21 protein-coding genes are annotated in these 21,821 nt (G+C 33.3%); 1 reads left to right on the top strand and 20 read right to left on the bottom strand.

What is annotated here, in order from left to right; genetic code table 11:
* Positions 1 to 68 precede the first annotated feature (68 nt).
* The 12 genes from deoD to EOV51_RS07975 form a co-directional block, all read right to left on the bottom strand.
* Positions 69 to 782: a purine-nucleoside phosphorylase gene (deoD, locus tag EOV51_RS08030; RefSeq protein ID WP_128151645.1), complete on the bottom strand. Its 714-nt coding sequence runs from the start codon at positions 780 to 782 to the stop codon at positions 69 to 71.
* Between the two features lie 92 nt (positions 783 to 874).
* Positions 875 to 2,065: an aspartate aminotransferase family protein gene (locus tag EOV51_RS08025; protein WP_128151643.1), complete on the bottom strand. Its 1,191-nt coding sequence runs from the start codon at positions 2,063 to 2,065 to the stop codon at positions 875 to 877.
* Positions 2,066 to 2,209: 144 nt separating this feature from the next.
* Entirely contained in the window at positions 2,210 to 2,767 is a 558-nt protein-coding gene (locus tag EOV51_RS08020) for a hypothetical protein (protein WP_128151641.1), read from the bottom strand.
* A gap of 10 nt (positions 2,768 to 2,777) precedes the next feature.
* Positions 2,778 to 3,536, bottom strand: coding sequence for a PoNe immunity protein domain-containing protein (locus EOV51_RS08015; RefSeq protein ID WP_128151639.1), 759 nt, complete (start codon positions 3,534 to 3,536; stop codon positions 2,778 to 2,780).
* 11 nt (positions 3,537 to 3,547) lie between these two features.
* Positions 3,548 to 4,306 (bottom strand): PoNe immunity protein domain-containing protein, encoded by a 759-nt coding sequence (locus EOV51_RS08010; RefSeq protein ID WP_128151637.1) that lies wholly within the window; start codon positions 4,304 to 4,306, stop codon positions 3,548 to 3,550.
* Between the two features lie 11 nt (positions 4,307 to 4,317).
* Positions 4,318 to 5,076 carry a PoNe immunity protein domain-containing protein gene (locus EOV51_RS08005; RefSeq protein WP_128151635.1) on the bottom strand — a complete coding sequence of 253 codons (759 nt, stop codon included), beginning with the start codon at positions 5,074 to 5,076 and terminating at the stop codon, positions 4,318 to 4,320.
* Positions 5,077 to 5,108: 32 nt separating this feature from the next.
* A complete protein-coding gene (locus EOV51_RS08000; protein ID WP_128151633.1) occupies positions 5,109 to 6,413 on the bottom strand; it encodes a PAAR-like protein in 1,305 nt (434 codons plus the stop codon).
* 12 nt (positions 6,414 to 6,425) lie between these two features.
* The gene (locus tag EOV51_RS07995) at positions 6,426 to 7,013 is read right to left on the bottom strand and encodes a hypothetical protein (protein WP_128151631.1); all 588 of its coding nucleotides are present in this window, start codon (positions 7,011 to 7,013) and stop codon (positions 6,426 to 6,428) included.
* 2 nt (positions 7,014 to 7,015) lie between these two features.
* Entirely contained in the window at positions 7,016 to 7,960 is a 945-nt protein-coding gene (locus EOV51_RS07990; RefSeq protein WP_128151629.1) for a hypothetical protein, read from the bottom strand.
* Between the two features lie 11 nt (positions 7,961 to 7,971).
* Entirely contained in the window at positions 7,972 to 10,209 is a 2,238-nt protein-coding gene (locus EOV51_RS07985) for a type VI secretion system Vgr family protein (protein WP_128151627.1), read from the bottom strand.
* A 151-nt stretch (positions 10,210 to 10,360) separates the two neighbouring features.
* Positions 10,361 to 11,293, bottom strand: a complete 933-nt coding sequence (rbsK, locus tag EOV51_RS07980; protein ID WP_128151625.1) for a ribokinase — start codon at positions 11,291 to 11,293, stop codon at positions 10,361 to 10,363.
* Between the two features lie 233 nt (positions 11,294 to 11,526).
* Positions 11,527 to 12,534, bottom strand: coding sequence for a T4 RnlA family RNA ligase (locus EOV51_RS07975; protein ID WP_128151623.1), 1,008 nt, complete (start codon positions 12,532 to 12,534; stop codon positions 11,527 to 11,529).
* A gap of 204 nt (positions 12,535 to 12,738) precedes the next feature.
* Here EOV51_RS07975 and EOV51_RS07970 point away from each other — a divergent pair, with 204 nt between their 5' ends.
* Entirely contained in the window at positions 12,739 to 14,103 is a 1,365-nt protein-coding gene (locus EOV51_RS07970) for a hydroxymethylglutaryl-CoA synthase family protein (RefSeq protein WP_128153321.1), read from the top strand.
* Between the two features lie 56 nt (positions 14,104 to 14,159).
* Here the strand turns inward: EOV51_RS07970 and EOV51_RS07965 are convergent, their stop codons facing one another.
* From EOV51_RS07965 to argS, 8 genes are all read right to left on the bottom strand, one after another.
* A complete protein-coding gene (locus EOV51_RS07965) occupies positions 14,160 to 15,287 on the bottom strand; it encodes a DegT/DnrJ/EryC1/StrS family aminotransferase (RefSeq protein WP_128151621.1) in 1,128 nt (375 codons plus the stop codon).
* Positions 15,288 to 15,411: 124 nt separating this feature from the next.
* The gene (locus EOV51_RS07960; RefSeq protein WP_128151619.1) at positions 15,412 to 16,191 is read right to left on the bottom strand and encodes an FKBP-type peptidyl-prolyl cis-trans isomerase; all 780 of its coding nucleotides are present in this window, start codon (positions 16,189 to 16,191) and stop codon (positions 15,412 to 15,414) included.
* Between the two features lie 47 nt (positions 16,192 to 16,238).
* A complete protein-coding gene (locus tag EOV51_RS14785; protein ID WP_128151617.1) occupies positions 16,239 to 16,970 on the bottom strand; it encodes an FKBP-type peptidyl-prolyl cis-trans isomerase in 732 nt (243 codons plus the stop codon).
* A gap of 207 nt (positions 16,971 to 17,177) precedes the next feature.
* On the bottom strand, positions 17,178 to 17,852 hold the full coding sequence (locus EOV51_RS07950) for an FKBP-type peptidyl-prolyl cis-trans isomerase (RefSeq protein WP_128151615.1): 675 nt from the start codon (positions 17,850 to 17,852) through the stop codon (positions 17,178 to 17,180).
* Positions 17,853 to 17,875: 23 nt separating this feature from the next.
* On the bottom strand, positions 17,876 to 18,379 hold the full coding sequence (locus EOV51_RS07945) for a hypothetical protein (RefSeq protein ID WP_128151613.1): 504 nt from the start codon (positions 18,377 to 18,379) through the stop codon (positions 17,876 to 17,878).
* A gap of 131 nt (positions 18,380 to 18,510) precedes the next feature.
* On the bottom strand, positions 18,511 to 19,602 hold the full coding sequence (dnaX, locus tag EOV51_RS07940; protein ID WP_128151611.1) for a DNA polymerase III subunit gamma/tau: 1,092 nt from the start codon (positions 19,600 to 19,602) through the stop codon (positions 18,511 to 18,513).
* Between the two features lie 41 nt (positions 19,603 to 19,643).
* Positions 19,644 to 20,054, bottom strand: a complete 411-nt coding sequence (locus EOV51_RS07935; protein WP_128151609.1) for a Fur family transcriptional regulator — start codon at positions 20,052 to 20,054, stop codon at positions 19,644 to 19,646.
* Position 20,055: 1 nt separating this feature from the next.
* Positions 20,056 to 21,819, bottom strand: coding sequence for an arginine--tRNA ligase (gene argS / locus EOV51_RS07930; protein ID WP_128151607.1), 1,764 nt, complete (start codon positions 21,817 to 21,819; stop codon positions 20,056 to 20,058).
* Positions 21,820 to 21,821: the final 2 nt, after the last annotated feature.

Here is a 21,821-nt window from a genome sequence, read left to right as displayed (position 1 = left end):
GTTATACTACATATTACTAAAAAAGCGGTTGAATGACTTATTCAACCGCTTTTTTAGTAGTATCGTTTTTATAAACTTAATGAGGACTCAAGAGCCAGATGCATCATTTGATCAAAAGATGTCTGACGTGCTTCTGAGGAAATTTCTTCCTTTGTGATAAATGAATCCGATATGGTTAACAGGCAGGCAGCATGCTTACCTAATACGTTTGCATTATGAAAAAGCGCAAAACTTTCCATTTCAACACATCCGCAATTATGTTCTGCAACTAATTTTTTATAATCAGAACCTCCTTCTACATAAAAAACATCACTGGAATGTACACAGGTTTGAACCACCGGTATTTGTAATTCTACAGATTTTTCAAGCACTATTTTATTGATAATTTCGGAAGGATACGTTTTGTCATTTTCGTACCCTGATTGAATTTTAGCGTAGGTAGATTCGCTATAGGAACTATCCGCTAAAACAACATCATAAACTTTTATATTCTCCTGGTAGGAGCCTGCTGAACCTATACGTATAATATTTTCAACTCCGTATCGGGAAAATAACTCATACGAGTAGATGCCTATGCTAGGCATTCCCATGCCCGAACCCATAATGGATATTTTTTTACCTTTATAAATTCCGGTATAGCCCAACATGTTCCTAACAGCATTGAATTGTACCGGATTTTCCAGATAGGTTTCCACCAAATATTTTGCTCTTAGAGGATCTCCCGGCATAAGTACCGTTTGCGCTATATCGCCCAGATCTGCCTGTATATGTGCGGTTGCCATAGTATATAATTTTGATTTTTTAATACGTGTAAAAATACTATTTTTAAAGGAATTTGAGAAGTATATCTTTCGATATGATCCATTGCTCCTTATTAATGTGTAAGTTCTTCAATAGATTCAAGTATAATTTTACAACCTTTTTTTATATCTTCTTCTGTAATGGTTAAAGGTGGTGAAATTCTCATATATTCATTCCTGTAAAGCTGCCAAAAAACTATTAATCCTTTTTCCATACATCGTTTAGCAACAGCCAGGGTAAATTCCGGTGATTTTAGTTGTACGGCAAGCATTAACCCCCGTCCGTTTATAGAAATAATTTCCGGATGTTGTAAATTTTCCCTGAATATTTTTTCTTTTTCATGTACCTGATCCATTAAGTCGGTATTAAGAAGTTCTTCCAATACAGCACAGGCTGCTGCTGCAGGAATTGGATTTCCACCAAAGGTAGTTACATGTCCTAATTTAGGATGATCTGCCAAAGAATCCATCATTTCTGCGGATGCTGTAAATGCACCAATAGGTACGCCTCCGGCCATTCCTTTTCCCATTACCAATATATCAGGGACTATTCCGTACCATTGAAAGGCAAATAATTTGCCTGTTCTTCCAAATCCGGGTTGTATTTCATCTAAAATTAACAGAGCTCCTACGTCTTCACAGCGTTTCTTAAGATTTTTAAAATAGTTTTCTTCAGGTGTTATAAAGCCTGCTGCTCCCTGAATGGTTTCTACAATAACACAAGCCGTTTTTTCCGTTATTTTGGAAAAGTCATTTTCGTTATTAAATTCTATAAAATTTATTTGTGGTAATAAGGGTTCAAAAGGCTTTTTGTTGGTGTCTCTTCCGGCAAGACTTAATGAGCCCTGTGAATTTCCGTGGTAAGCATCTATAAAAGAAATAATTTCCTGTCTGCCAGTATATCTTTTCGCCAGTTTCATGGAAGCTTCTATAGCCTCCGTTCCCGAATTGACCAAATATGTGGTATGTAAAGGTTCCGGTAAATTTTCTGCCAGCATTTTGCATATCTGAACCGGTTTTTCCAAGGCATATTCTCCATAAACCATCACGTGGAGATATCGGTCTGCCTGGTCTTTAATTGCCTGAATCACTTTGGGGTGTGAATGCCCAAGTGTATTGGCAGAAACTCCGGCAACAAAATCTAAATAAGCTCTTCCATCTTTTCCATAGATATAATTACCTACCGCTTTTTCTACTTCAAAACCTGAGGCGTATAAGGTGGTTTTTGCCTGATAATCAAAAAAATCATTTTGTAACTGTCCCATGTAATTACTACTGTTTAATTTTGTAGAAACAAAGATACAGATTTAATCCAGTAAATGATTTTATTGATAATAGTTATAAATATATTCATCTTAACAAGTGAATAAAATTTCCAATATTTTTTTTAAAACGATATTCTTGAAAATTTAAAAATCACTTTCTTTTTCGTCTAAAAAAAATTTACCTCCTTTTTTTGGTTTTTCTTCTTCTAGTGGTATTTTATTTTTTTGTGCATAAAGTTTAAATTGTTCTTGTTCAAATTTTCCCCATTCTTCTTTTGTATAATTTTTTCCTTTATGGGTTTTAAATACTAAAGTTTCCGAGCCAGAATTGGGAGAAATATCAGCCTTCGCTATGGAAACATTAGCTTGTGATTTTGCAGAAGAATTATTAAAATATTTTTCCGGAAAATCAAATAAACGAACATATTCCAATTCATCGTCCAATAAAAGCTTCAAAACTTTTTGTCCTTCTTCTTTGTTAATTATTACAGGTTTTTGTTCATCCCGATATATTAAAATACTTTTAAAAAAGTCTTTATTTATTACTTGAAATTTAATTCCTAACTGATTTTTGTTTATAAGTAGGAAGCAACCGGATATATCCGGAATTTCATCGTAAATCTGTTTCGCATTTTCCCATGAATTTTCTTCTTCCCATTCTTTTTTTAGGCCTGTCTGAGCATTATAAATTATTATCTTCATTTTAAATTTATTATTCCTCTTTCCAGTGAACCATATCATACGGATAATATGGATTATTTTTAAATCTTGAATCATCCAGACCTTTTACTTTTACTACGGCAGCTACTTCCCATGCCCAGTAACCACTGTAGCCCCAATCTTTAAGGTGGGTGTTATACCAAGGCTCTTCCTTGTGCATGTCATACCAATTATCTAAATATTTTTCTATTGAAATGTCAGCTTCGCTTGTGGGTTGTTCTGCAATTTCATACAATTTTTCATAGGGTTTATATGAACTCCTTTTAATAATTCTCATTCCTAAAATAAAGTATATTAACGGGGCTGGCTTATATATATCTTCTAACGCAGAATTATTTTCCCACTTATCTAAAAAATCGATAATTTCATTTAATTCTTTTTGCTGAAAATTCAATAATTTATAAAATGAAACTATTTCTAAAGCCAATGAATTATCTTTATAATTTTCTGAATATCCTTTAATAAAATAATCTAAAACTTCCTTATAAGTATCTTTCATTTTAACGGGAGATTCACCTAATGAATACATATTTTCAATTTTTTGTAATCTAATTTTACAAGCACTTAAATAATGGGTATCCATTAATTTCCCATGTTTTTTAATATAATTTTCAAAATCTTCTTTATCATCATCTATCCATTGATTACAACGTTCAATTTCTTTTTTAAAATATTTTTCATTTTTAAACTGAGCCCTGATTTTTTTATTTTCTTTAGATTCTGAACTAAAAAATTTGTCAAATATCCCCATACTCAATATTATTATTCCTCTTTCCAGTGAACCATATCATACGGATAATATGGATTATTTTTAAATCTTGAATCATCCAGACCTTTTACTTTTACTACGGCAGCTACTTCCCATGCCCAGTAACCGCTGTAGCCCCAATCTTTAAGATGGGTGTTATACCAAGGTTCTTCCTTGTGCATGTCATACCAATTATCTAAATATTTTCCTAATGAGGTTTCAGCTTCAGCTTTAGATTGCTGAGTAATCTGATATAATTTGTTATATGCTGGAAATGTAGAATCTCTTTTTTTATCCTGATCTCCCAATAAATAAAAAATAAGAGAATCCGGTTTCCATATTTCCTCTATTTTACTTTTGTCTGCCTTATATATAAAATCTTTAATTTTTTGAAACTCTTTTTCCGGAATATCTAATAAAATACCTAATGATACCATTTGTAATAATAAACTATACCCCTGATATTCCTCTGACCAGCCTTCTGAAAACCATTCTATTATATCGAAAAAATCTTTTTGTATAAATTGAATATCTTCTCCCAAGGAATACATATTACTTAATTTATCAAGTCTAATGGAGGAGGATGAGATATAATGAAAAGGTGTTAAACTTCCTTGTTTTTTAACATAATTTTCAAAATCTTCTTTATCGTTAGTTATCCATTGATTACAACGTTCAATTTCTTTTTTAAAATATTTTTCATTTTTAAACTGAGCCCTGATTTTTTTATTTTCTTTAGATTCTGAACTAAAAAATTTGTCAAATATCCCCATACTCAATATTATTATTTCTCTTTCCAGTGAACCATATCATACGGATAATATGGATTATTTTTAAATCTTGAATCATCCAGACCTTTTACTTTTACTACGGCAGCTACTTCCCATGCCCAGTAACCGCTGTAGCCTGTATCTCTAAGGTGGGTGTTATACCAAGGCTCTTCTTTATGCATACCATACCAATTATCTAAATATTTTCCTAATGAAGTTTCAGCTTCAGTTTTAGATTGCTGAGTTATCTGATATAATTTGCTATATGCTGGAAATGTAGAATCTCTTTTTTTATCCTGATCTCCCAATAAATAAAAAATAAGAGAATCCGGTTTCCATATTTCCTCTATTTTACTTTTGTCTGCCTTATATATAAAATCTTTAATTTTTTGAAATTCATTTTCCGGAATATCTAATAAAATACCTAATGATACCATTTGTAATAATAAACTATACCCCTGATATTCCTCTGACCAGCCATGTGAGAAATTTTGAATGGCTTTATGAAAATATGGTATTATTTCTTGAACAGTATCTCCCTGACTATAACAACATTCCAATATTTGATTATATTTTAAAGTCAAATTTATAGCCTGATAAGCTGTATTTTCACCATGTTTTAGTTTATATTCTTTATTATCTTCAATTAAAATATTTATTATCTTATTAAAATAATTAATTTCTTTTTTAAAATATTTTTCATTTTTAAACTGAGCCCTGATTTTTTTATTTTCTTTAGATTCTGAACTAAAAAACTGAGCAAATATTCCCATAAACTATTTTTATATAAATTTAGTATTTTTATTTAAAACCAGCTACCAATCCATTTCCCTACACTGCTTCCTGCTATACCACCAATAGCTCCACCTATTATACCTCCTACAATCCCTCCTGCTAATGTTCCTGCACCAGGAACAACTGAGCCAATAAAAGCACCTACGGCTGCTCCCGCTTCCGCTCCTGCCCAAGCTCCTGCCAAACTTCCTACCGCTCCTCCTGTAGCTTTTTTAGTCTCTGTACCAAATTCTCCTTCCTGTTGATAAGTAGTATAAACATTATAACTTTCCAAGGCAACCCCCACTACAATGGCTCCTCTCCCAGCAACCTTTCCCACTTTAGATATTGTCCCTGAATTTTTCGCTAAGTAAGAATTTATTTTCAACGTTTTGGAACTACTATTTATGCTTTTCACCATGTTAGTATTAGCAAGACTATTACGGGTATTTTGAATGAAACTGTTAGCTTTAGGTGCTGAACCTATTCCTTCTCCAGTTATTCTAGGTGGGGTAGTAGAACCTTCTAATGGAAAACTTGCTCCTTGGTTAGCACTTCTAACTCGAATTGCATCTTCATAAGTCGAAGGTCTATAATCTAAATCAACGCCTAATCTTTTTGCTTGACTTTTTGATTTTATTTCAAACCTTGCTACTTCATCAGATGGAAGAGGTGTTTTCCCCTCTATTATTTTTGCCGGAACCTCTTTTGCACCTGCCTCTAATGAAGCTACTCCTCTTCTATGATCTAAGGTTGTAAATCCCCCATCTGACATTTTAACAATCTCTAAAGGAGGAATTTGACCATATGCAGAACCATTTCTCAAAATTATATCTCTGGTACCTGAAAGTGGTCTTCTATCACTAAAAAAGGGATTAACAGTTTTCTGACTCCAACGTATTTGGTCGAGAGGCATAAGGGCATCTACTCCTATTAAATTTGGCGCTACAACATTAAACCCGTTTAGTGCCTGTCCTATACCTATTCCCAATCCGACAGAGGCTCCTGAAGCCTGTGAAGGCACAGTAAAATCCACTTTTATTTTACCTCCTTTTTTGCAAAGCAGGTTCGCATCTTCAAAAACCAGCTTGTAGCTGTTTACTTTTACTCCCTGGTTACATTTATCCCAATACACAGGATCAAAAACACAAGACCCGCATAAAGAACAGCTGCCAAAGGAATCTACATTCTCTCCGGGGACCATATCCATTTCGCTTACCAGCTTTTCCCCATATAAATAACTATTATTGTTGTGAGTTACTTTTATTTTTATAGGATTGGCTCCCTTATCACAAGTAAGCCAGCTATTATCCGGTATGTATTTTTTTTTAGACATCGTTTTTGTTTTTTACTCTTCAAATCTTCCTCCATTTAAAATACCTCTAAGTACAGACCAAGTCACAGGATATTTTTCTTCGTAATCCGTCCAGTCTATTTCGTCTTTCAAATGAACTGTGCCTCTTTCTAAAAATTTTTCTGTGGTTTTATTTTCCCAAAAATATCGGTTGCCGGTAAAAATATTGTCGTAAGGTTTCACTCCCAATTTTTCAGCTCCGTAGGTCAACAGCATCTTTAAACTTATTACATGGTTTCGCAGTTCCTTTTCAAAAGCCTTATATTTTTTTATTTCCTCAAAATATTCCGGAGTATTAACGGTGCTTTTATAAGGGGGTATAAAAGGTTCTTTTTCCAGTTCTTCCCAATTTACCTGCTTTTTAGGTGCAGTAAAGGCTTGTTCTACTATTTTTGCAATTAACCGGAAAGTTAAAAGCTCATTTTCTTTATACTGCCCTGCAACTGTCCATAAAGACAACAGATAATCTAACAAAGGAGGGTAAGTATATTTCCCATTTGCTGCTTCCTGATCTTTTTTTGCTAATAATTCTAAGGTATATTCCCGTAAATCAGCTCCGGTTTTTATTTCTTCTATAGTCATTTTTACTTTTTATATGGATTTTCTTCTATAAAAAAGCCTTTGGAATTTTTTTTCTCCGGATTATCTAAAAATATACTGGGCCTGCTTACTAACTTTTCAGTATCTTTTTCTTTTCTTTCCCTGATATTTTCCTCTAGTATTTGTATTTGATGAGCATTAGACACAGAGTACCATTCGTTTACATAGGTTTCTAAAAAAATATCTGCTTTTTGCAAAACTCCTTTTTCACTGAAATGATATTTTTCTTCCATATCTACCGATAATGAAGCGTCTATATTATAGACATCCGTCAAATCCTTTAACATTCGGGCAAATGCTTTCCGATTAAATTTTTTCTTATTTAAGTCTGCTGTGTTTTCATAAGAAGATATATTAAATTTACCCGGTTCGCTTTCAATGCTGGAATTAAGAATTAAAGGAAGATCTATAGTTCCAAAATATTTCTTTATTACCCATTCTTTTTTTTCTTTTTTTTGATATTCCTGAAACCAACCCTGAAAAAAAGCTCTCCAAAAACTATATCCCATAAAGGTTTCCATAAATCTATTCTTATCTTTTAGTAATTTGGATGTCTCTTCTATCATAAAATCTACACCTAGTGGATATTTCTTTTTCAAAGTGTCTTTCAGTTTTATCCATCGGGTATTTATTTCTTTAAAATTCTCAATATCCACAAGAACACCATCAACATTTGTGAGTAAAATAAGTTCTTTATATATACCTTCTATTTCATCTGCCCATTGATGTATAAGAGAAGAACCCTCCATTTTATGATTCATGAGCCTATACCGAAACTTTAATTGTTGGTTTTCTATTTTCAATAAGGATAATTCAATTTTTCTATCCTGAACAAATTCAATATTCTTATTTCCAATCAAAGTACGGTTTGCAGTGGTTACTTTATATTGATATTTTTCACCTAAAGGTGGAATATTAATGTAATACATAGTTAATATTTCTATGATTGATTAATTTCCACTTCTCCTCCTGTCACATAAGTCATACTGCCCCCTCCGATATTAGTATCAGTTGATCCTTTAAAAGTAGCTGAATCCGATGTACTTTCTATAGAAACAGTTCCCGCTTCTGCTGTAGATTTCATTTTTCCTATTTTTGCCGTATTCGTTATACCTTCCGGAGTAATGGCGACAGAATTACCGTCCTTATTTGTAAATGTTAATCCTTTCTGGTCTATAACAATGGTGTTTTCTCCTACTTTTAAAGTTATATTGGTATTTCCTTCCAACGTTATATTACCGTCTTTATCCATTTTCAGGGTGCTGGCATCTTCTCCTACGGATGTATTTGCATTCGTTCCGGCATTAACTGAATGTATTTTATTCGCATTGGTCGTCGCATTTCCAGCACCATCAAATTTCATATTAACCCCTCCATTATCTGTAAGCAAAGCACTTCCTTCTTTATCGTTAAACAGAAGTTTATTTCCTGTAGGGGTTTGCAAGCCTTTCATATAATTCCCTGCTCCTCCATGTCCGGATTTTCCTTTTCCATTGAACATAGCTCCCAGGCTTACGGGTTTCTCTGCATTCCCATTCTCAAAGCTTACAATGACTTCTTCACCTATTTCGGGTACTACATGCATTCCTTTGCCTGATCCTGCATAGGGGGTAATGGAGCGTATCCACGGAGTCATTCCGTTAAAGGGCTTCTGCCAGGCAAACTGTACCCGTATACGGCTCATTCCGTCCGGATCGTTGTTATCCATCACTATGGCGGATTGTTCTTCGCACTCCGGTATGGCATTTTCATCCATGTAGGCCGGCACTTCATTGTCCATCGGTACGCCTATCAGCTGGTTGTAATATCCTTCGGTAATGTCCTGATGGTGGCTGATTTCTATAACTTTATACGATTCCAACGGTACTTCCCCGTTTTTAAATATCTCATGCCCCGGCATCCAGGCTTTCATCTTCACAATATCCCCCAGTCTCAGGTTCGGGTTATTGGTCCTGGCTTCCAGAAAGAATACATTCTGGCGGCTCAGCTTCTGTCTTTTTACCGCCTCTTTGAGTTCCGGCTCTCCTTTTTCTAATAAGGACTGGTTATACAGGGACAAAGGTACCTTGGAATAGACCTCTTCGGAGGCTTTGATGGCATGCTGCTGGAAAGGATTCACCAGCTGGTGGGTAATGGGCACACTGTCCGAGTTTACCGTATGGTTCTTTGCCTGCTTGGCATCGTAACCTACATAGGTAAACTTCTGGGGTACCAGTCGCATACTCAGCTCATAGCTGTAAATATCCTGTTCTTCCACCAGTTCTTCGGTCTTTCCTCCACTGCCTCCAAAAACGATCTTTTGTCCGTTGTAATACAGCCATTCTCCATAGCGTACCGCTAATCTTTTCACAAAGTTCCAGTCGCTTTCACGGTATTGTACGGTATATTTTAACGGGTCTTTCAGGTTAGGGCGTAAGTCCCAGGCTACCAAATCCTGCGGGTATTCTCCGGTGGCTTTACGGATAATGGCCTCTAGTCCTTGCTCTTCAAAGCTCTCACAGTCCTGTCCGTTTTCCAGCAGGATGGTGGGGGCATGACCCCGGATAAAGAGTTTGTTATGCCCGTCTACTTTTTTATTGGATATTTCGGTGATGATTCCGGTAAAGACATAGGCTGACTGGCCGAACTGCTTGAATTGAAGGGTGCATTTTTTCCCCAGCAGGTTTCGCGAATGAGTCATCGGATAGGCATTCTTATCTCCGAAGGCTTCGGCATAACAGCTGATCATAAATTCATCATGGTCGGCCATGCGCTGGTGGATATCCAGGGTAAAATGGCTGTCTTTCAGTACATCCTGCCCGCCTATCTGGATCGTTGCATACACGATATGGGAGTTCTGCAGCTGGGAGGCTATGTCTCCTCCGTATTTGGCATAGTATTTACTGGCCTCTTCCCTGAGTTCTTTTTCCAGGACCTCGGGAGGAGTGACCGTAAAGTTATTTAAGGGTTTGAATAGTTCACTATCGGGTATATCGGAATATTTCTGGCTAAGGGTGGAGAGTCCCTGCTGTATTTCCGAAGCAGCGAATTGAGCTTGTTGGGCGGCTTCGAATAAAGGAGCGGTAGCTTCGGTAAGTTTCTGGTTTACCTGGTCGGTGACTCCGCCGGCATCGGCTGCTTTTTTAGCCAATTCGGATGCCTGGGGAGCCTGGAAGGAGTTTTTGTCCATCTGACTCATAATGTATTAATTTATAGATTACTACTAATAATATAAAACAGTATGAAGTAAAGTTACTAATTATTTCAATATGATTGACTAAAAAATACTAATTAGATTAATTTAGTATAAAAAAAATATAAAACAGTTCGAATAAGCAAGATACACCTTATTATTGATTGTATTTAGAATGAAAAAATTGTTTGGTCTCATCTTTTGAAGGAATTGAGGGCTGAGCTCCCATACGTGTAACAGAAATAGCAGAAGCAGCACAACAATATTTAAGAATGTCAGTAGTTATTGTCTCTTTTTCTGCTATACATGCAGCCAGAACCCCGCAAAAAGTATCTCCCGCACCCGTGGTATCAACAGCTTCCACAGGAAATGCCTTAACAGATAGTTCAGTATAGTCGGAATGATAAAATACTCCTTCTTTTCCAAGAGTAACTATCACATGTTTGCATCCTTTCTTTAATAATTCGCCGGTTATAGTTTTCAAATTTAAACTATCCACTTTTTCACCTGAAATTTCTTCTAATTCTCCCTTATTTACAACCAGATAATCAATACAGGTTAACAGGTGTTTATTTATTCTACATACCGGAGCCGGATTAAAGAGAACTTTAATATTTTTTTCCTTTGCCTTGAGAATCAAATTCTCTATAGTTAGTAAAGGTATTTCAGCTTGTAAAACCAGTAACTCAACATTTTTAAATAGTTGCTCCCAATCACTCAAATTCTCCATAGTAAGCTCCTCATTGGCTCCGGGTGCAAGAGCTATACAATTTTCTCCATCTTCTGATACATAAATAAGTGCAATACCTGTCGGAGATTTATCTGAATACAAAATCCGATTAGTAATCAGCAAATTATTACGAAAATATTCCTCAAGCTTTTTTGCATGAGAATCATTACCCAGACAGGTTATAAATTCTGTATTCACGTTTTGTTTAGCAGCTGCCAGGGCCTGATTTGCACCTTTACCACCGTAAGATTGTTCAAATTTTCCATTTCCAACGGTTTCTCCAGGCAACGGTAGCTTCTTCATTTTAATAACCATATCTACATTGGTGCTACCAATTACCAGTATTTTATTCGTACCCATAAGCTTAATTTCAGATTAGGCTAAAGTTACGTATTTTATCGGATACATTTTTACATTAAAATATAAACCTGCTTGTAAATTCTACTCCTAAATTAGTTTAGGCGATTTAGGATTCACTACAATTATGATTATTTAAACAGATATATATCTATGTGTTGAACCAAACGTTTGATTGTATGAGGGATCTGCGTTAATCAATTTTCTGTATAAAAGCCGTTAATTCATCTTTTATTTCATTGAAAAGGTTTTTCATACTCAGGACGTATTTTTTTCCAGATTAACTGACTATAATCTTTATGATCCAGCATAGCAAATAAAATAGATGCATAGTGTGAAGTTAAAAAATAATCAGCAGTTTCTTTTCGGGTATCTAGTATTTTGAACTCACTTTTACATTGATCTTCCATTTTCTGATATTGAGAAATTAGATCTTCACGTATATTTTTAACCCATTGAAAAAATTCATCCGGGACATTGCATAATAATTCTTCCAAAGGTCGATTATTTTTTAAATGCTCCCATATTGAAATTGTAGACAACTGAGTTACTAATTTATGTAAACGTATATATTCGGAAAATTTTACTTTCATCCTGAAGTTGTTTGAAAATTTTATGACAAATCCCTCTCGGTTCTTGTCCTGCTCTTTGTAAATCTGATTTAAATTTGTAAACTCATCATATTTTTTTACTATCGGAAAACCCAATTCCTTTAGAGGGTACTCTTTTCCTGTAGCAATATCAATAATTCCTAATAAAACTAAGTCTTCATTCAGACCATAATCAACAACAATTCTATTTTCAGGATAAATGATTTCGAATAAATAAGTATAGGATGAATTTAAATGGTTTATTGAATTTTTATATTTGGTATGTAAGAGTTGTGTTGCTTTGATCGCTTGTTTACTTGTAAATGATTTACGGGTAGCAATACGTGGTATACCTTCAGACCAATATAATATACCCAGAGAACCATCCATTTTTTCGTATACTTCATAGTTTAACTTAGGAATTTCCTCTGAAGCTAACTCTTCTTTGTTAAAAAATTTAGCAAATGGACGTGCCATTATCTGATAATTTTTATTTAAAATCAAACCTCTACATGCCAATGTCAGAGGATCCCATAATTTTTCAAATTGAGTTTTCTGTGTGTAATTATAAATAAACAAATCGTGTTCCGGATGTTTATGTACTTCAACACGTCCTTCTTTTACCGCTAATTCAATATGCTTTTTAGAAATCATAATCTAAATATATAGTAAACAAAGGTACTTTCTTACTACGCAACTCATTTACGTAAATAAAATTTACAGACAACCCGTTAATATATGCTTATCGTTTGTTTAATGTTTAAATATCATAATTTAATTAAAGGTAAATTAATTATACTCTTGAATTGTTTTATTATTTTTGTAACCTAAGAATAATATGAATATATGAATCAAAATATAAAAGTCGGAATTGATGCTATCTCCTATGATATTCCTAAGATTTACTTACCTATCAAGGAACTTGCTATCGCCAGAAACATAGAACCTGCAAAATTGGAAAAAGGTCTGGGACTCTTGAAAATGTCTCTGCCTGACGTGCATCAGGATGTTATAGTTTTTGCTGCCAATGCCTTGAAAAAGCTTATAGAACAGGAAAAATTAAATATTTCGGATATAAGCCGTATATATGTGGGCACTGAAAGCGGAATTGATTCATCTAAACCAATTGCTTCTTTTTTACTTCCGTTAATGGAAGATTTATATGGTGAAAATTCTTTTGAACATTGCGATGCTGTTGATTTGACGTTTGCCTGCATTGGAGGAGTAGATGCTTTGCATAATTCTTTGGATTTTGTACGTGTAAATTCTGATAAAAAAGCAATTGTAATTTGTACAGACTATGCTAAGTATGATTTGGAATCGACCGGTGAATATACTCAGGGTGCTGGTGCTGTAGCATTATTGGTAAGTACGAACCCGAGAATTCTATCTATTGACAATAATTTCGGAGTCAGTACAAAGGGGGTATTCGACTTTTTTAAACCCAAAAGATCGATTGAAAAAAGTAAAATTACTGGAAATTTATCTAATGATGAATGGTTCGGAGTTTTAGAAACTGATATAGAATTATTTAAGGAACAACCTGTATTTGATGGGCAGTACTCTAATATTTGCTATCAGGATCGTCTTAAAGGAGCGTATTTCCAATTGAAAAAATTACTTTCTGCAGACAATTCTACTACATTGTATAATCGCTGGAGAAATATAATTGTACATCTTCCCTACTCCTTTCAGGGGAGAAGAATGTTTTCGGAAATATATGCATTGGACAGCGACCTGAAAAACTCATTACCGGAAGACGGAGAAAAATATGCAGAACGTATTAAAGAAATTGGAAAATCAGAAGAATACAAATCGTTTGCCAAAGAGAAATTCAGTCCGGCTGAAATAGCATCCTCTGATATTGGTAATATGTATACTGGTTCTATTTTTATGGGCTTATTTTCAACTTTGTATTTTCATTATAAGAATAATACGGATATCACAAATGAAAAATTAGGTTTTCTTGCTTATGGTAGCGGTTCTAAATCCAAAGCTTTTGAAGGTAATATTGAAAACGGATGGAAAGATCAGGTAGCTAAATTAGAATTATTTGAAACTCTAGACAAAACCTCAGCTATAGATCTTAATACTTATCATTCATTACATAAAAAAGAATGTAAAGATTCTATATTAACTCCAGAGAACGAATTTGTTTTGGATCATATTGAAAAAGAAAATCCGGTTTTACTCGGAGCCAGATATTATAAATACGTAAAGTAAAATAATAATATATAAAAAAGGATTGTTTAATAACAATCCTTTTTTATTACCAATTTTTATTTAAAAAAAGTTAAAACAGTTTTAACTATATAGTTTAGCTGTTCTTCGTCTAATTCTGTATGCATGGGCAGGGAAATAACCTGATCTATCAGTTGATTGGTAACAGGAAAATCCTGATCGCTGTACTTACCGTTATCATAGGCTTTTTGCTTTCTTAAAGGAACCGGATAATAAATCATAGCCGGAATTTCATTTTGAGAAAGATATTCCTGTAATGCATTTCTATCTGCATTGACTACTTTAAGCGTATATTGATGGAAAACGTGAGTTGAATTAACGGCTCTGGCCGGAACAATTAAATTTGGATGATTTTCAAAATGGTTGTCATAAAAATCTGCCGTATTTCTTCTTTTTTCATTGTAAGAATCCAATAATGGTAATTTAGTGTTTAACACTACTGCCTGAAGACTATCCAAACGAGAATTTACACCTACTTCATCGTGATAATATCTTTTATACATACCATGATTAACAATACCTCTCAACCGGTGTGCTAAATGATCATCGTTGGTAAATATAGCTCCACCGTCTCCATAACATCCTAAATTTTTTGAGGGAAAAAATGAGGTGGTTCCCACAGTTCCCAATGTACCTGATTTTTTGGAACTTCCATCTTTTAAAATATAATCTGCACCAATTGCCTGAGCATTATCTTCAACCACATATAAATTAAATTCTTTTGCTATAGACAGTATTTCTTCCATGTTAGCACATTGCCCAAAGAGATGAACCGGAATAATTGCTTTAGTTCTTGGTGTAATGGCTTTTCTTATAGCTTCTGGGTTAATCATAAAGGTATCATAATCCACATCTACCAGAACAGACTCTAATTTTAATAAGCTTATAACTTCAACGGTAGCTGCAAATGTAAAGTCAGCGGTTATCACTTCATCTCCCGGCTGTAGATCCAAAGCCATTAATGCAATTTGTAGAGCTTCAGTTCCATTGGCACAAGGTATTACATGTTTTACATCCAGATATTTTTCCAGATTTTCAGAAAATTGTCTCACCTGAGGTCCATTGATAAAAGCTGCTGAATTTAATACTTCATCAAAACCATTTTCTATTTGTGGCTTTATATATTGATATTGGGTGATCAGGTCAACCATTTGAATTTTTTTCATGAACTATACAATTTAGTATTACAAATTTAATAAATGAATATGTAACGGATGCTTATATAAAAGAAAAAAACTCTTATATAAATAAGAGTTTTATCATGTTTGGAAATTTAAACTTTATCCAGTATTATTTCACTTGCTGCTGCTGTGCCTGTTGTTGGATTTGTTGTAACTGTTCAGGTGTAATCTGAGGTTGTGCATCCTGTTTAGGCATAGGTTTGAAGTCTACTAATTCCACCTCGAAAATCAAGGCCTGGTTAGGTCCTGCCGGGCCATTTTCTCCATAAGCTAATTCAGATGGTATATATAAAATATATTTAGATCCTTTGTTCATAAGCTTAACCCCTTCTTTCCATCCCGGAACAACTCTGGCTAATGGAATATCCGCAGGTTTTCCTCCCGTAGATTTTTTAGAATCTTCGATAACCGTACCATCGATTGTTTTTAAAACATAATTAACAGAAACCAAATCTTCTTCCGTAGGTTTTGCTCCAGTTCCTTCTTTTTCTACTTTATATTGTAATCCTGAAGCCGTAGTTTGAATTCCTGATTTCTTTTTATTTGCTTCTAAGAACTTTTTACTTTCTTCAGAGTTTCTTTTACCTACTTTTTCTAAATGTTTAGGCATGTAAGTTGCCATAAAAGACTGTATAGAATCCTCTGAAAATAATAATTTTTTATTTTCAAATTTATCTCTCATAGCCTGCATCACTAAATCAAGATTAATATCTTTATCAAGACCCTGAGGTTTAAAATTTTGAGCTAAACTTAATCCTATTGCATAAGAAGCTTTATCATCATCCGTTTTTAATGCGGATGATCCTCCTCCCTGAGCCTCTTTCAATTTATTACATGAAATAAGAGTTAGACCTGCTAATGAAGCCATTAAAATCGTCTTTTTGATCATTATATAATTTTTTTAGTATTTATATTATAATAGTTTATTTTACTTTTTTATTTCTGAACGTCTACTGTTTGTGGCGCTGATTTGAAATCAACCAATTCTACATCAAATATCAATACAGAATTGGGAGTAATATCTCTTCCTGCTCCACTTTCCCCATAAGCCAATTCCGAAGGAATAAACAATCTGTATTTAGAACCTTTGGTCATTAAGCTAACTCCTTCTGTCCATCCTTTTATCACTCTGTTTAGTTCGAACTCAATAGGTTCTCCGTTATTATTTTTATCTGTGGAGTCAAAAACAGTTCCGTTAAGTAGCTTTCCTTCGTATTTAACTTTAACCACATCTGTTTCTTTAGGTTTTTCCGTTGACTTACTTTTAGTAAGTATTTCATATTGCAATCCAGAAGCTGTCGTTGTTACTCCTTTCTTTTTTTTGTTTTGTTCTAAAAATTTAGCTCCTTCTTCTTTATTCTTTTGAGCCATTTCTTTCATTTTAGTTTGCATCTCAGCCATTTTCTTTTCTCCAAACGTTTTCATAAAAGATGCTATGGAATCTTCCGGATAAAGAAGTTTCTGACCTTTGAACACATCATTCATCGCCTGATTTAATATATTTAAATCTACATCATTAACCATGTCCTGCTGTTTTAAACTTTGTGCTATATTGGTTCCTATTGAATAGGATAATTTTTCTTTATCTGTTTTAAGTTCAGTTACTTTCTGAGCAAATACAGGTAATGAGCACATAACGAAAGCAGCTATAACAACATTTTTTTTCATTTATCTTATATATTTATTATATTAATATAGGTAGATGCAAATATCTAATAAATAATTGAATTTGTAACATAAATTTTAGTTAATGTTATACAAAAAAATATACTCTTAAGCGATGTTTATTTTTAATAGTCTTTACATTTTCGTTCCTATTTCTACTCTATATGTATACGTTCTCTGTTTTTATAGAAAGTAGATTTTTTTTATTAATTAAATTTCCGATTTAATTTCTACTAACTCTACTTCAAAAACTAAAACCTGATAAGGTCCTAAAGGACCATTTTCTCCGTAGGCTAATTCCGGAGGTATATATAAAATATATTTACTTCCTTTATTCATTAGCTTAATTCCTTCTTGCCATCCCGGTATGGTTTGAGAAAATGAATAATCAACAGGTTTATCAGAAGCTGATTTTTTTGAATTGTCAATAATAATTCCTTCTTTTGTTTTTAAAACATAATGGACGGATACAATATCTTTTTCTGTAGGTTGAGGCCCGGTACCCTCTTTCAGAATCTTATACTGTAAACCTGAATCGGTGGAATATATTCCGGATCTATTTTTGTTCAACTCTAAGAATTTCTTACTATTTTCTGCATTTATTTCCCCAATTTTTTTTAAGTGTTCTGGCTGATAATTAGCCATAAAAGATTGTATTGAATCTTCAGAAAACAATAATTTTTTATTATTAAATTTATCTCTCATTGCCCTAATCAATATATTTAAATTGATATCTTTATCCAGGCCCTTAGGAATAAATTCAGCAGCTAATTTTACGCCTAACGCATATGAAGCTTTTTCGTCATCAGTTTTCAATTTTGAAATCTTTTGCCCATAGTTGAGCACAGATATTAAAAATGATAACATTACTATGTATTTTTTCATAATGAGAATTTTTACCCTGAATTTTAAATTTCTAAACGAAAATCATTTCTAAGTTTTTCTAAAAGAGGATTAATTTTAACCATTTTTTCAAATTTATCTTTAGATGTAAGCAAAATGGTTTTACTTGTCTCCTTAATTTTATAATCAAATTCTATTGAATAATTATTAAGATGCTTTTTTAAATTTTGAAATATATTTTCCCTTAATGTTTCAAATTCATCATATGCAGAATTGGAAGGAAATTCAAAAAAAATAACTTGATTATTAACTACCTTACACGCTGTTGTGTTTAAAACGTTATATAAAACGGGCTGTTTTCCCTTAAGATTTTCCAAATAATTTATCCAGAATGATTTCACGTCTTGTTCTTTAAAATCATCTTTATCTTTTTCCGAAGAGTCTAACCCTGCATTTTCATCAGCAGATTCTTCTTTTGAATTTAATGAACTTTTAATTGATAAAAAAGAGGAACTCTTTTTGACCCCGCCTAAAGGTTTTTGAACTGATTTTACAGGTTTTTTTTCCAAATTTACTATGGATTCTGATACCTGTTCTTTTATTTCATTATTGCTAACTTCAGTACTGACTTTTGATTGAGATATTTTTACATTTTCACTTTTGGTCTGATTAATGTCTGCCGTAAAAAAGCCAGGAAGTATTATCCTAAATTTTTTTTTTTATCTCCCAGATTATTCTCTGCTGTTAAAGAAGCTAGTTGCATAAGCGCTATTTCCACAGACAATTTAGGATTCTTACTATTTCTAAAATTTATATCTGCCTGATGGCATATTTCAATAGCGTCTATGAGAAATTTTGGGCGACAGATTTGAGCTTGTTGCAAATATTTTTGTTTAGTTGACTCCCCTACTTCTAAAAGAGGTAGTGTCTGAGGATTCTGAGCAACCATTAAATCCCTGAAATGACTTCCTAAACCGGAAATAAATATTTGGGAATCAAATCCTTTTCTTACAATGTCGTTATAGGCTATTAATAAGCCGGGAATATCATTTTTAAGTGCTAAATCTGTAATTCTAAAAAAATATTCGTAATCCAAAATACTCAAATTTTCAGTAACTGCTGCAATAGTTAAGTTTTTTTGAGTAAAAGTAACCAGCCTGTCAAACATGGATAAAGCATCTCTTAATCCACCGTCTGCTTTCTGTGCTATAATGTGTAAGGCATCATCTTCGTAATGAACTGCTTCCTTATCTGCTATTTTTTTTAGATGATTTTTTATATCATTAATTTCGATTCTTTTAAAATCATATATTTGACAGCGAGATAGAATAGTTGGTATGATTTTTTGCTTTTCAGTAGTTGCTAAAATGAAAATAGCATGTGCAGGTGGTTCTTCCAAAGTTTTCAAAAATGCATTAAACGCAGCATTTGAAAGCATATGAACTTCATCTATTATATAAACTTTATATTTTCCTACCTGAGGAGCATACCTTACCTGTTCAATAAGATTACGTATATCATCTACTGAATTATTTGAAGCGGCATCTAATTCGAATATATTAAATGCAAAATCATTTTCGTCAGTTTCACCAAATTTTTCGTTGATTTTTCTTGCAAGTATTCGCGCACAAGTTGTTTTTCCAACTCCTCTGGGACCGCAGAAAAGAAGCGCCTGTGCTAACTGATTGTTTTCAATGGCATGTTCCAAGGTATCGGTAATATGACTTTGACCTACAACACTATCGAATTCAAGTGGCCGGTATTTTCTTGCAGAAACAACAAAATTTTCCATATTTACAAAGTTAGTATTTTCTTGGTGATAAATGAAAATTATTATTTACATTCATTACATACTCCATGAGCTATAATATCCAATTTTTCCATCTTGAATCCCAGAGGCATTTCCAAAACCGGGGCTTTGACTTTAGGCAGGCAGAATACCTTTTTACAACTGTTACAACAAAAATGTATATGACTATCTGCATGAAATTCTTCTGAGCAATTATCCAAACACAAAGCATAAACAGTAACGTTCCCATCATTGATACTGTGCAGAAGCCCTTTTTTCTCAAATGTTTTCAGAGTTCTGAATAAGGTTGTGCGGTCAGAATAATCAAAATCTGACTCCAAGTCAGAAAGGGAGATAGCAGAACTTTGTTTTAAAAAATAATCTAATACCAAAAGCCTCATAGCTGTTGGATTAATTTCTTTTTCTTTTAATATAAGTTCCAGTTGCTCAGCCATTCTACATTCTTTCAGGAGCACCAATACCTAAAAGGTTTAAAGCACTTTTAATAACATTCCCAGTCCATTGGGCCAAAGCTAATCTTAACTGTTTTTCAGATTCATATTCAGCATTAAGAATAGAATAATTCTGATAAAAATAATTAAATTCTTTTACTACATCGTAAATATAATTGGCTACAATAGCCGGATTTAAAGTATTAGCAGACTTTTCAATACTATCGGAAAAGGAAGCAAGCAAAATAATCAACGATCTTTCAGTTGCATTTAATTGCTGATCCGTAATAGTAATTATCTGTTGATTTGCTTTTCTTAATACAGATTGAATACGAGCATAGGTATATTGTACAAACGGTCCTGTATTTCCATTAAAATCTATACTTTCGTTAGGATCAAAAAGAATACGTTTTTTAGGATCCACTTTTAAAATATAATATTTTAATGCTCCTAGACCTATCATTTCATTTGTATGTTCTTTTTCAGCTTCTGTGTAACCATCTAATTTACCTAACTCCTCTGTTTTCTTAACCGCTTCTTTATGCATTTCTTCCATTAACTCATCAGCATCGACGACGGTACCCTCTCTGGATTTCATTTTACCGCTTGGTAAATCAACCATTCCATAAGAAAGGTGAAATAATTTATCTGCCCATGCATAGCCCAATTTTTTTAAAATTAAAAATAAAACCTGAAAATGATAGTCTTGCTCATTTCCGACAGTATAAATTAATTCCCCCAATTGAAATCGGGTAAACCGTTCTACAGCAGTTCCTAAATCCTGAGTTATATAAACAGAAGTACCATCTCCTCTTAAAAGTAATTTTTGATCCAGCCCATCGTCTGTTAAATCAGCCCAAACCGATCCGTCTTCTTTTTTAAATAATACCCCTTTGCTTAATCCTTCTTCAATTACATCTTTACCTAATAAGTAGGTATTACTTTCATATTGTATTAAATCAAAATTTACACCCAGTCTTTTATATGTTTGTTCAAAACCTTCATACACCCAACTATTCATTTCTGCCCATAGTTGTCTTATTTCTTTATCTCCATCTTCCCATTTTCTTAGCATGACCTGTGCTTCTAATAAAATGGGAGCATTTTTTTTTGCTTCTTCTTTATCTAATCCATTAGTAACTAATTCATTTACTTGTTTTTGATATTCCTTATCAAAAATAACATAATACTTCCCTACCAGATGATCTCCTTTTACTTTTGCAGAAAATGGTGTTTCTCCCTTACCAAATTTTTGCCATGCAAGCATAGATTTACAAATATGAATACCTCGATCATTAATAATCTGAGATTTCAAAACTTCATTACCTGCTGCTTTAAGAATGTTGCTTATGGAGTAACCTAATAAATTATTTCTTATATGCCCTAAATGAATTGGCTTATTAGTATTCGGTGATGAATATTCCACCATTATTCTGGCTTTATTTCCCTCTGATAATCCGTAATTTACATTTGAATAAGATTCCCTAAGCAACTGAGTAAAAACGCAAGGATTTAATTCCAGATTAAGAAATCCTTTGACAACATTAAAAGAAATAAATACCTCTTGTTGTACTAATACATTTCCTAATTCTTGAGCTATTTCTTCTGGTTTTTTCCTAACTTCTTTTACTAAAGGAAAAACTACCAAGGTGTAATCTCCTTCAAATTCTTCTTTTGTTGACTGTATTTCTATATTATGTATATGTAAACCGTAAAGGTCTTTTATAGCCTTTAGGCTATGCTCTTTTACTAACGACTTAGGGTTCATTT

Source organism: Apibacter raozihei (assembly GCF_004014855.1).
GTDB classification, from domain to species: domain Bacteria; phylum Bacteroidota; class Bacteroidia; order Flavobacteriales; family Weeksellaceae; genus Apibacter; species Apibacter raozihei.
This window is presented reverse-complemented; position numbering and strand designations above follow the sequence as displayed.

Coding starts and splice junctions, on each gene's coding strand:
- EOV51_RS07935 (WP_128151609.1), bottom strand. CDS start 20,054: ATGGCTGAGCAACTGGAACTTATATTAAAAGAAAAAGAAATTAATCCA.
- EOV51_RS07960 (WP_128151619.1), bottom strand. CDS start 16,191: ATGATCAAAAAGACGATTTTAATGGCTTCATTAGCAGGTCTAACTCTT.
- rbsK (WP_128151625.1), bottom strand. CDS start 11,293: ATGGGTACGAATAAAATACTGGTAATTGGTAGCACCAATGTAGATATG.
- EOV51_RS08025 (WP_128151643.1), bottom strand. CDS start 2,065: ATGGGACAGTTACAAAATGATTTTTTTGATTATCAGGCAAAAACCACC.
- EOV51_RS14785 (WP_128151617.1), bottom strand. CDS start 16,970: ATGAAAAAAAATGTTGTTATAGCTGCTTTCGTTATGTGCTCATTACCT.
- EOV51_RS08010 (WP_128151637.1), bottom strand. CDS start 4,306: ATGGGGATATTTGACAAATTTTTTAGTTCAGAATCTAAAGAAAATAAA.
- deoD (WP_128151645.1), bottom strand. CDS start 782: ATGGCAACCGCACATATACAGGCAGATCTGGGCGATATAGCGCAAACG.
- EOV51_RS08000 (WP_128151633.1), bottom strand. CDS start 6,413: ATGTCTAAAAAAAAATACATACCGGATAATAGCTGGCTTACTTGTGAT.
- EOV51_RS07965 (WP_128151621.1), bottom strand. CDS start 15,287: ATGAAAAAAATTCAAATGGTTGACCTGATCACCCAATATCAATATATA.
- EOV51_RS08020 (WP_128151641.1), bottom strand. CDS start 2,767: ATGAAGATAATAATTTATAATGCTCAGACAGGCCTAAAAAAAGAATGG.
- EOV51_RS08005 (WP_128151635.1), bottom strand. CDS start 5,076: ATGGGAATATTTGCTCAGTTTTTTAGTTCAGAATCTAAAGAAAATAAA.
- EOV51_RS08015 (WP_128151639.1), bottom strand. CDS start 3,536: ATGGGGATATTTGACAAATTTTTTAGTTCAGAATCTAAAGAAAATAAA.
- dnaX (WP_128151611.1), bottom strand. CDS start 19,602: ATGGAAAATTTTGTTGTTTCTGCAAGAAAATACCGGCCACTTGAATTC.
- EOV51_RS07990 (WP_128151629.1), bottom strand. CDS start 7,960: ATGTATTACATTAATATTCCACCTTTAGGTGAAAAATATCAATATAAA.
- EOV51_RS07985 (WP_128151627.1), bottom strand. CDS start 10,209: ATGAGTCAGATGGACAAAAACTCCTTCCAGGCTCCCCAGGCATCCGAA.
- EOV51_RS07995 (WP_128151631.1), bottom strand. CDS start 7,013: ATGACTATAGAAGAAATAAAAACCGGAGCTGATTTACGGGAATATACC.
- argS (WP_128151607.1), bottom strand. CDS start 21,819: ATGAACCCTAAGTCGTTAGTAAAAGAGCATAGCCTAAAGGCTATAAAA.
- EOV51_RS07975 (WP_128151623.1), bottom strand. CDS start 12,534: ATGATTTCTAAAAAGCATATTGAATTAGCGGTAAAAGAAGGACGTGTT.
- EOV51_RS07950 (WP_128151615.1), bottom strand. CDS start 17,852: ATGAAAAAATACATAGTAATGTTATCATTTTTAATATCTGTGCTCAAC.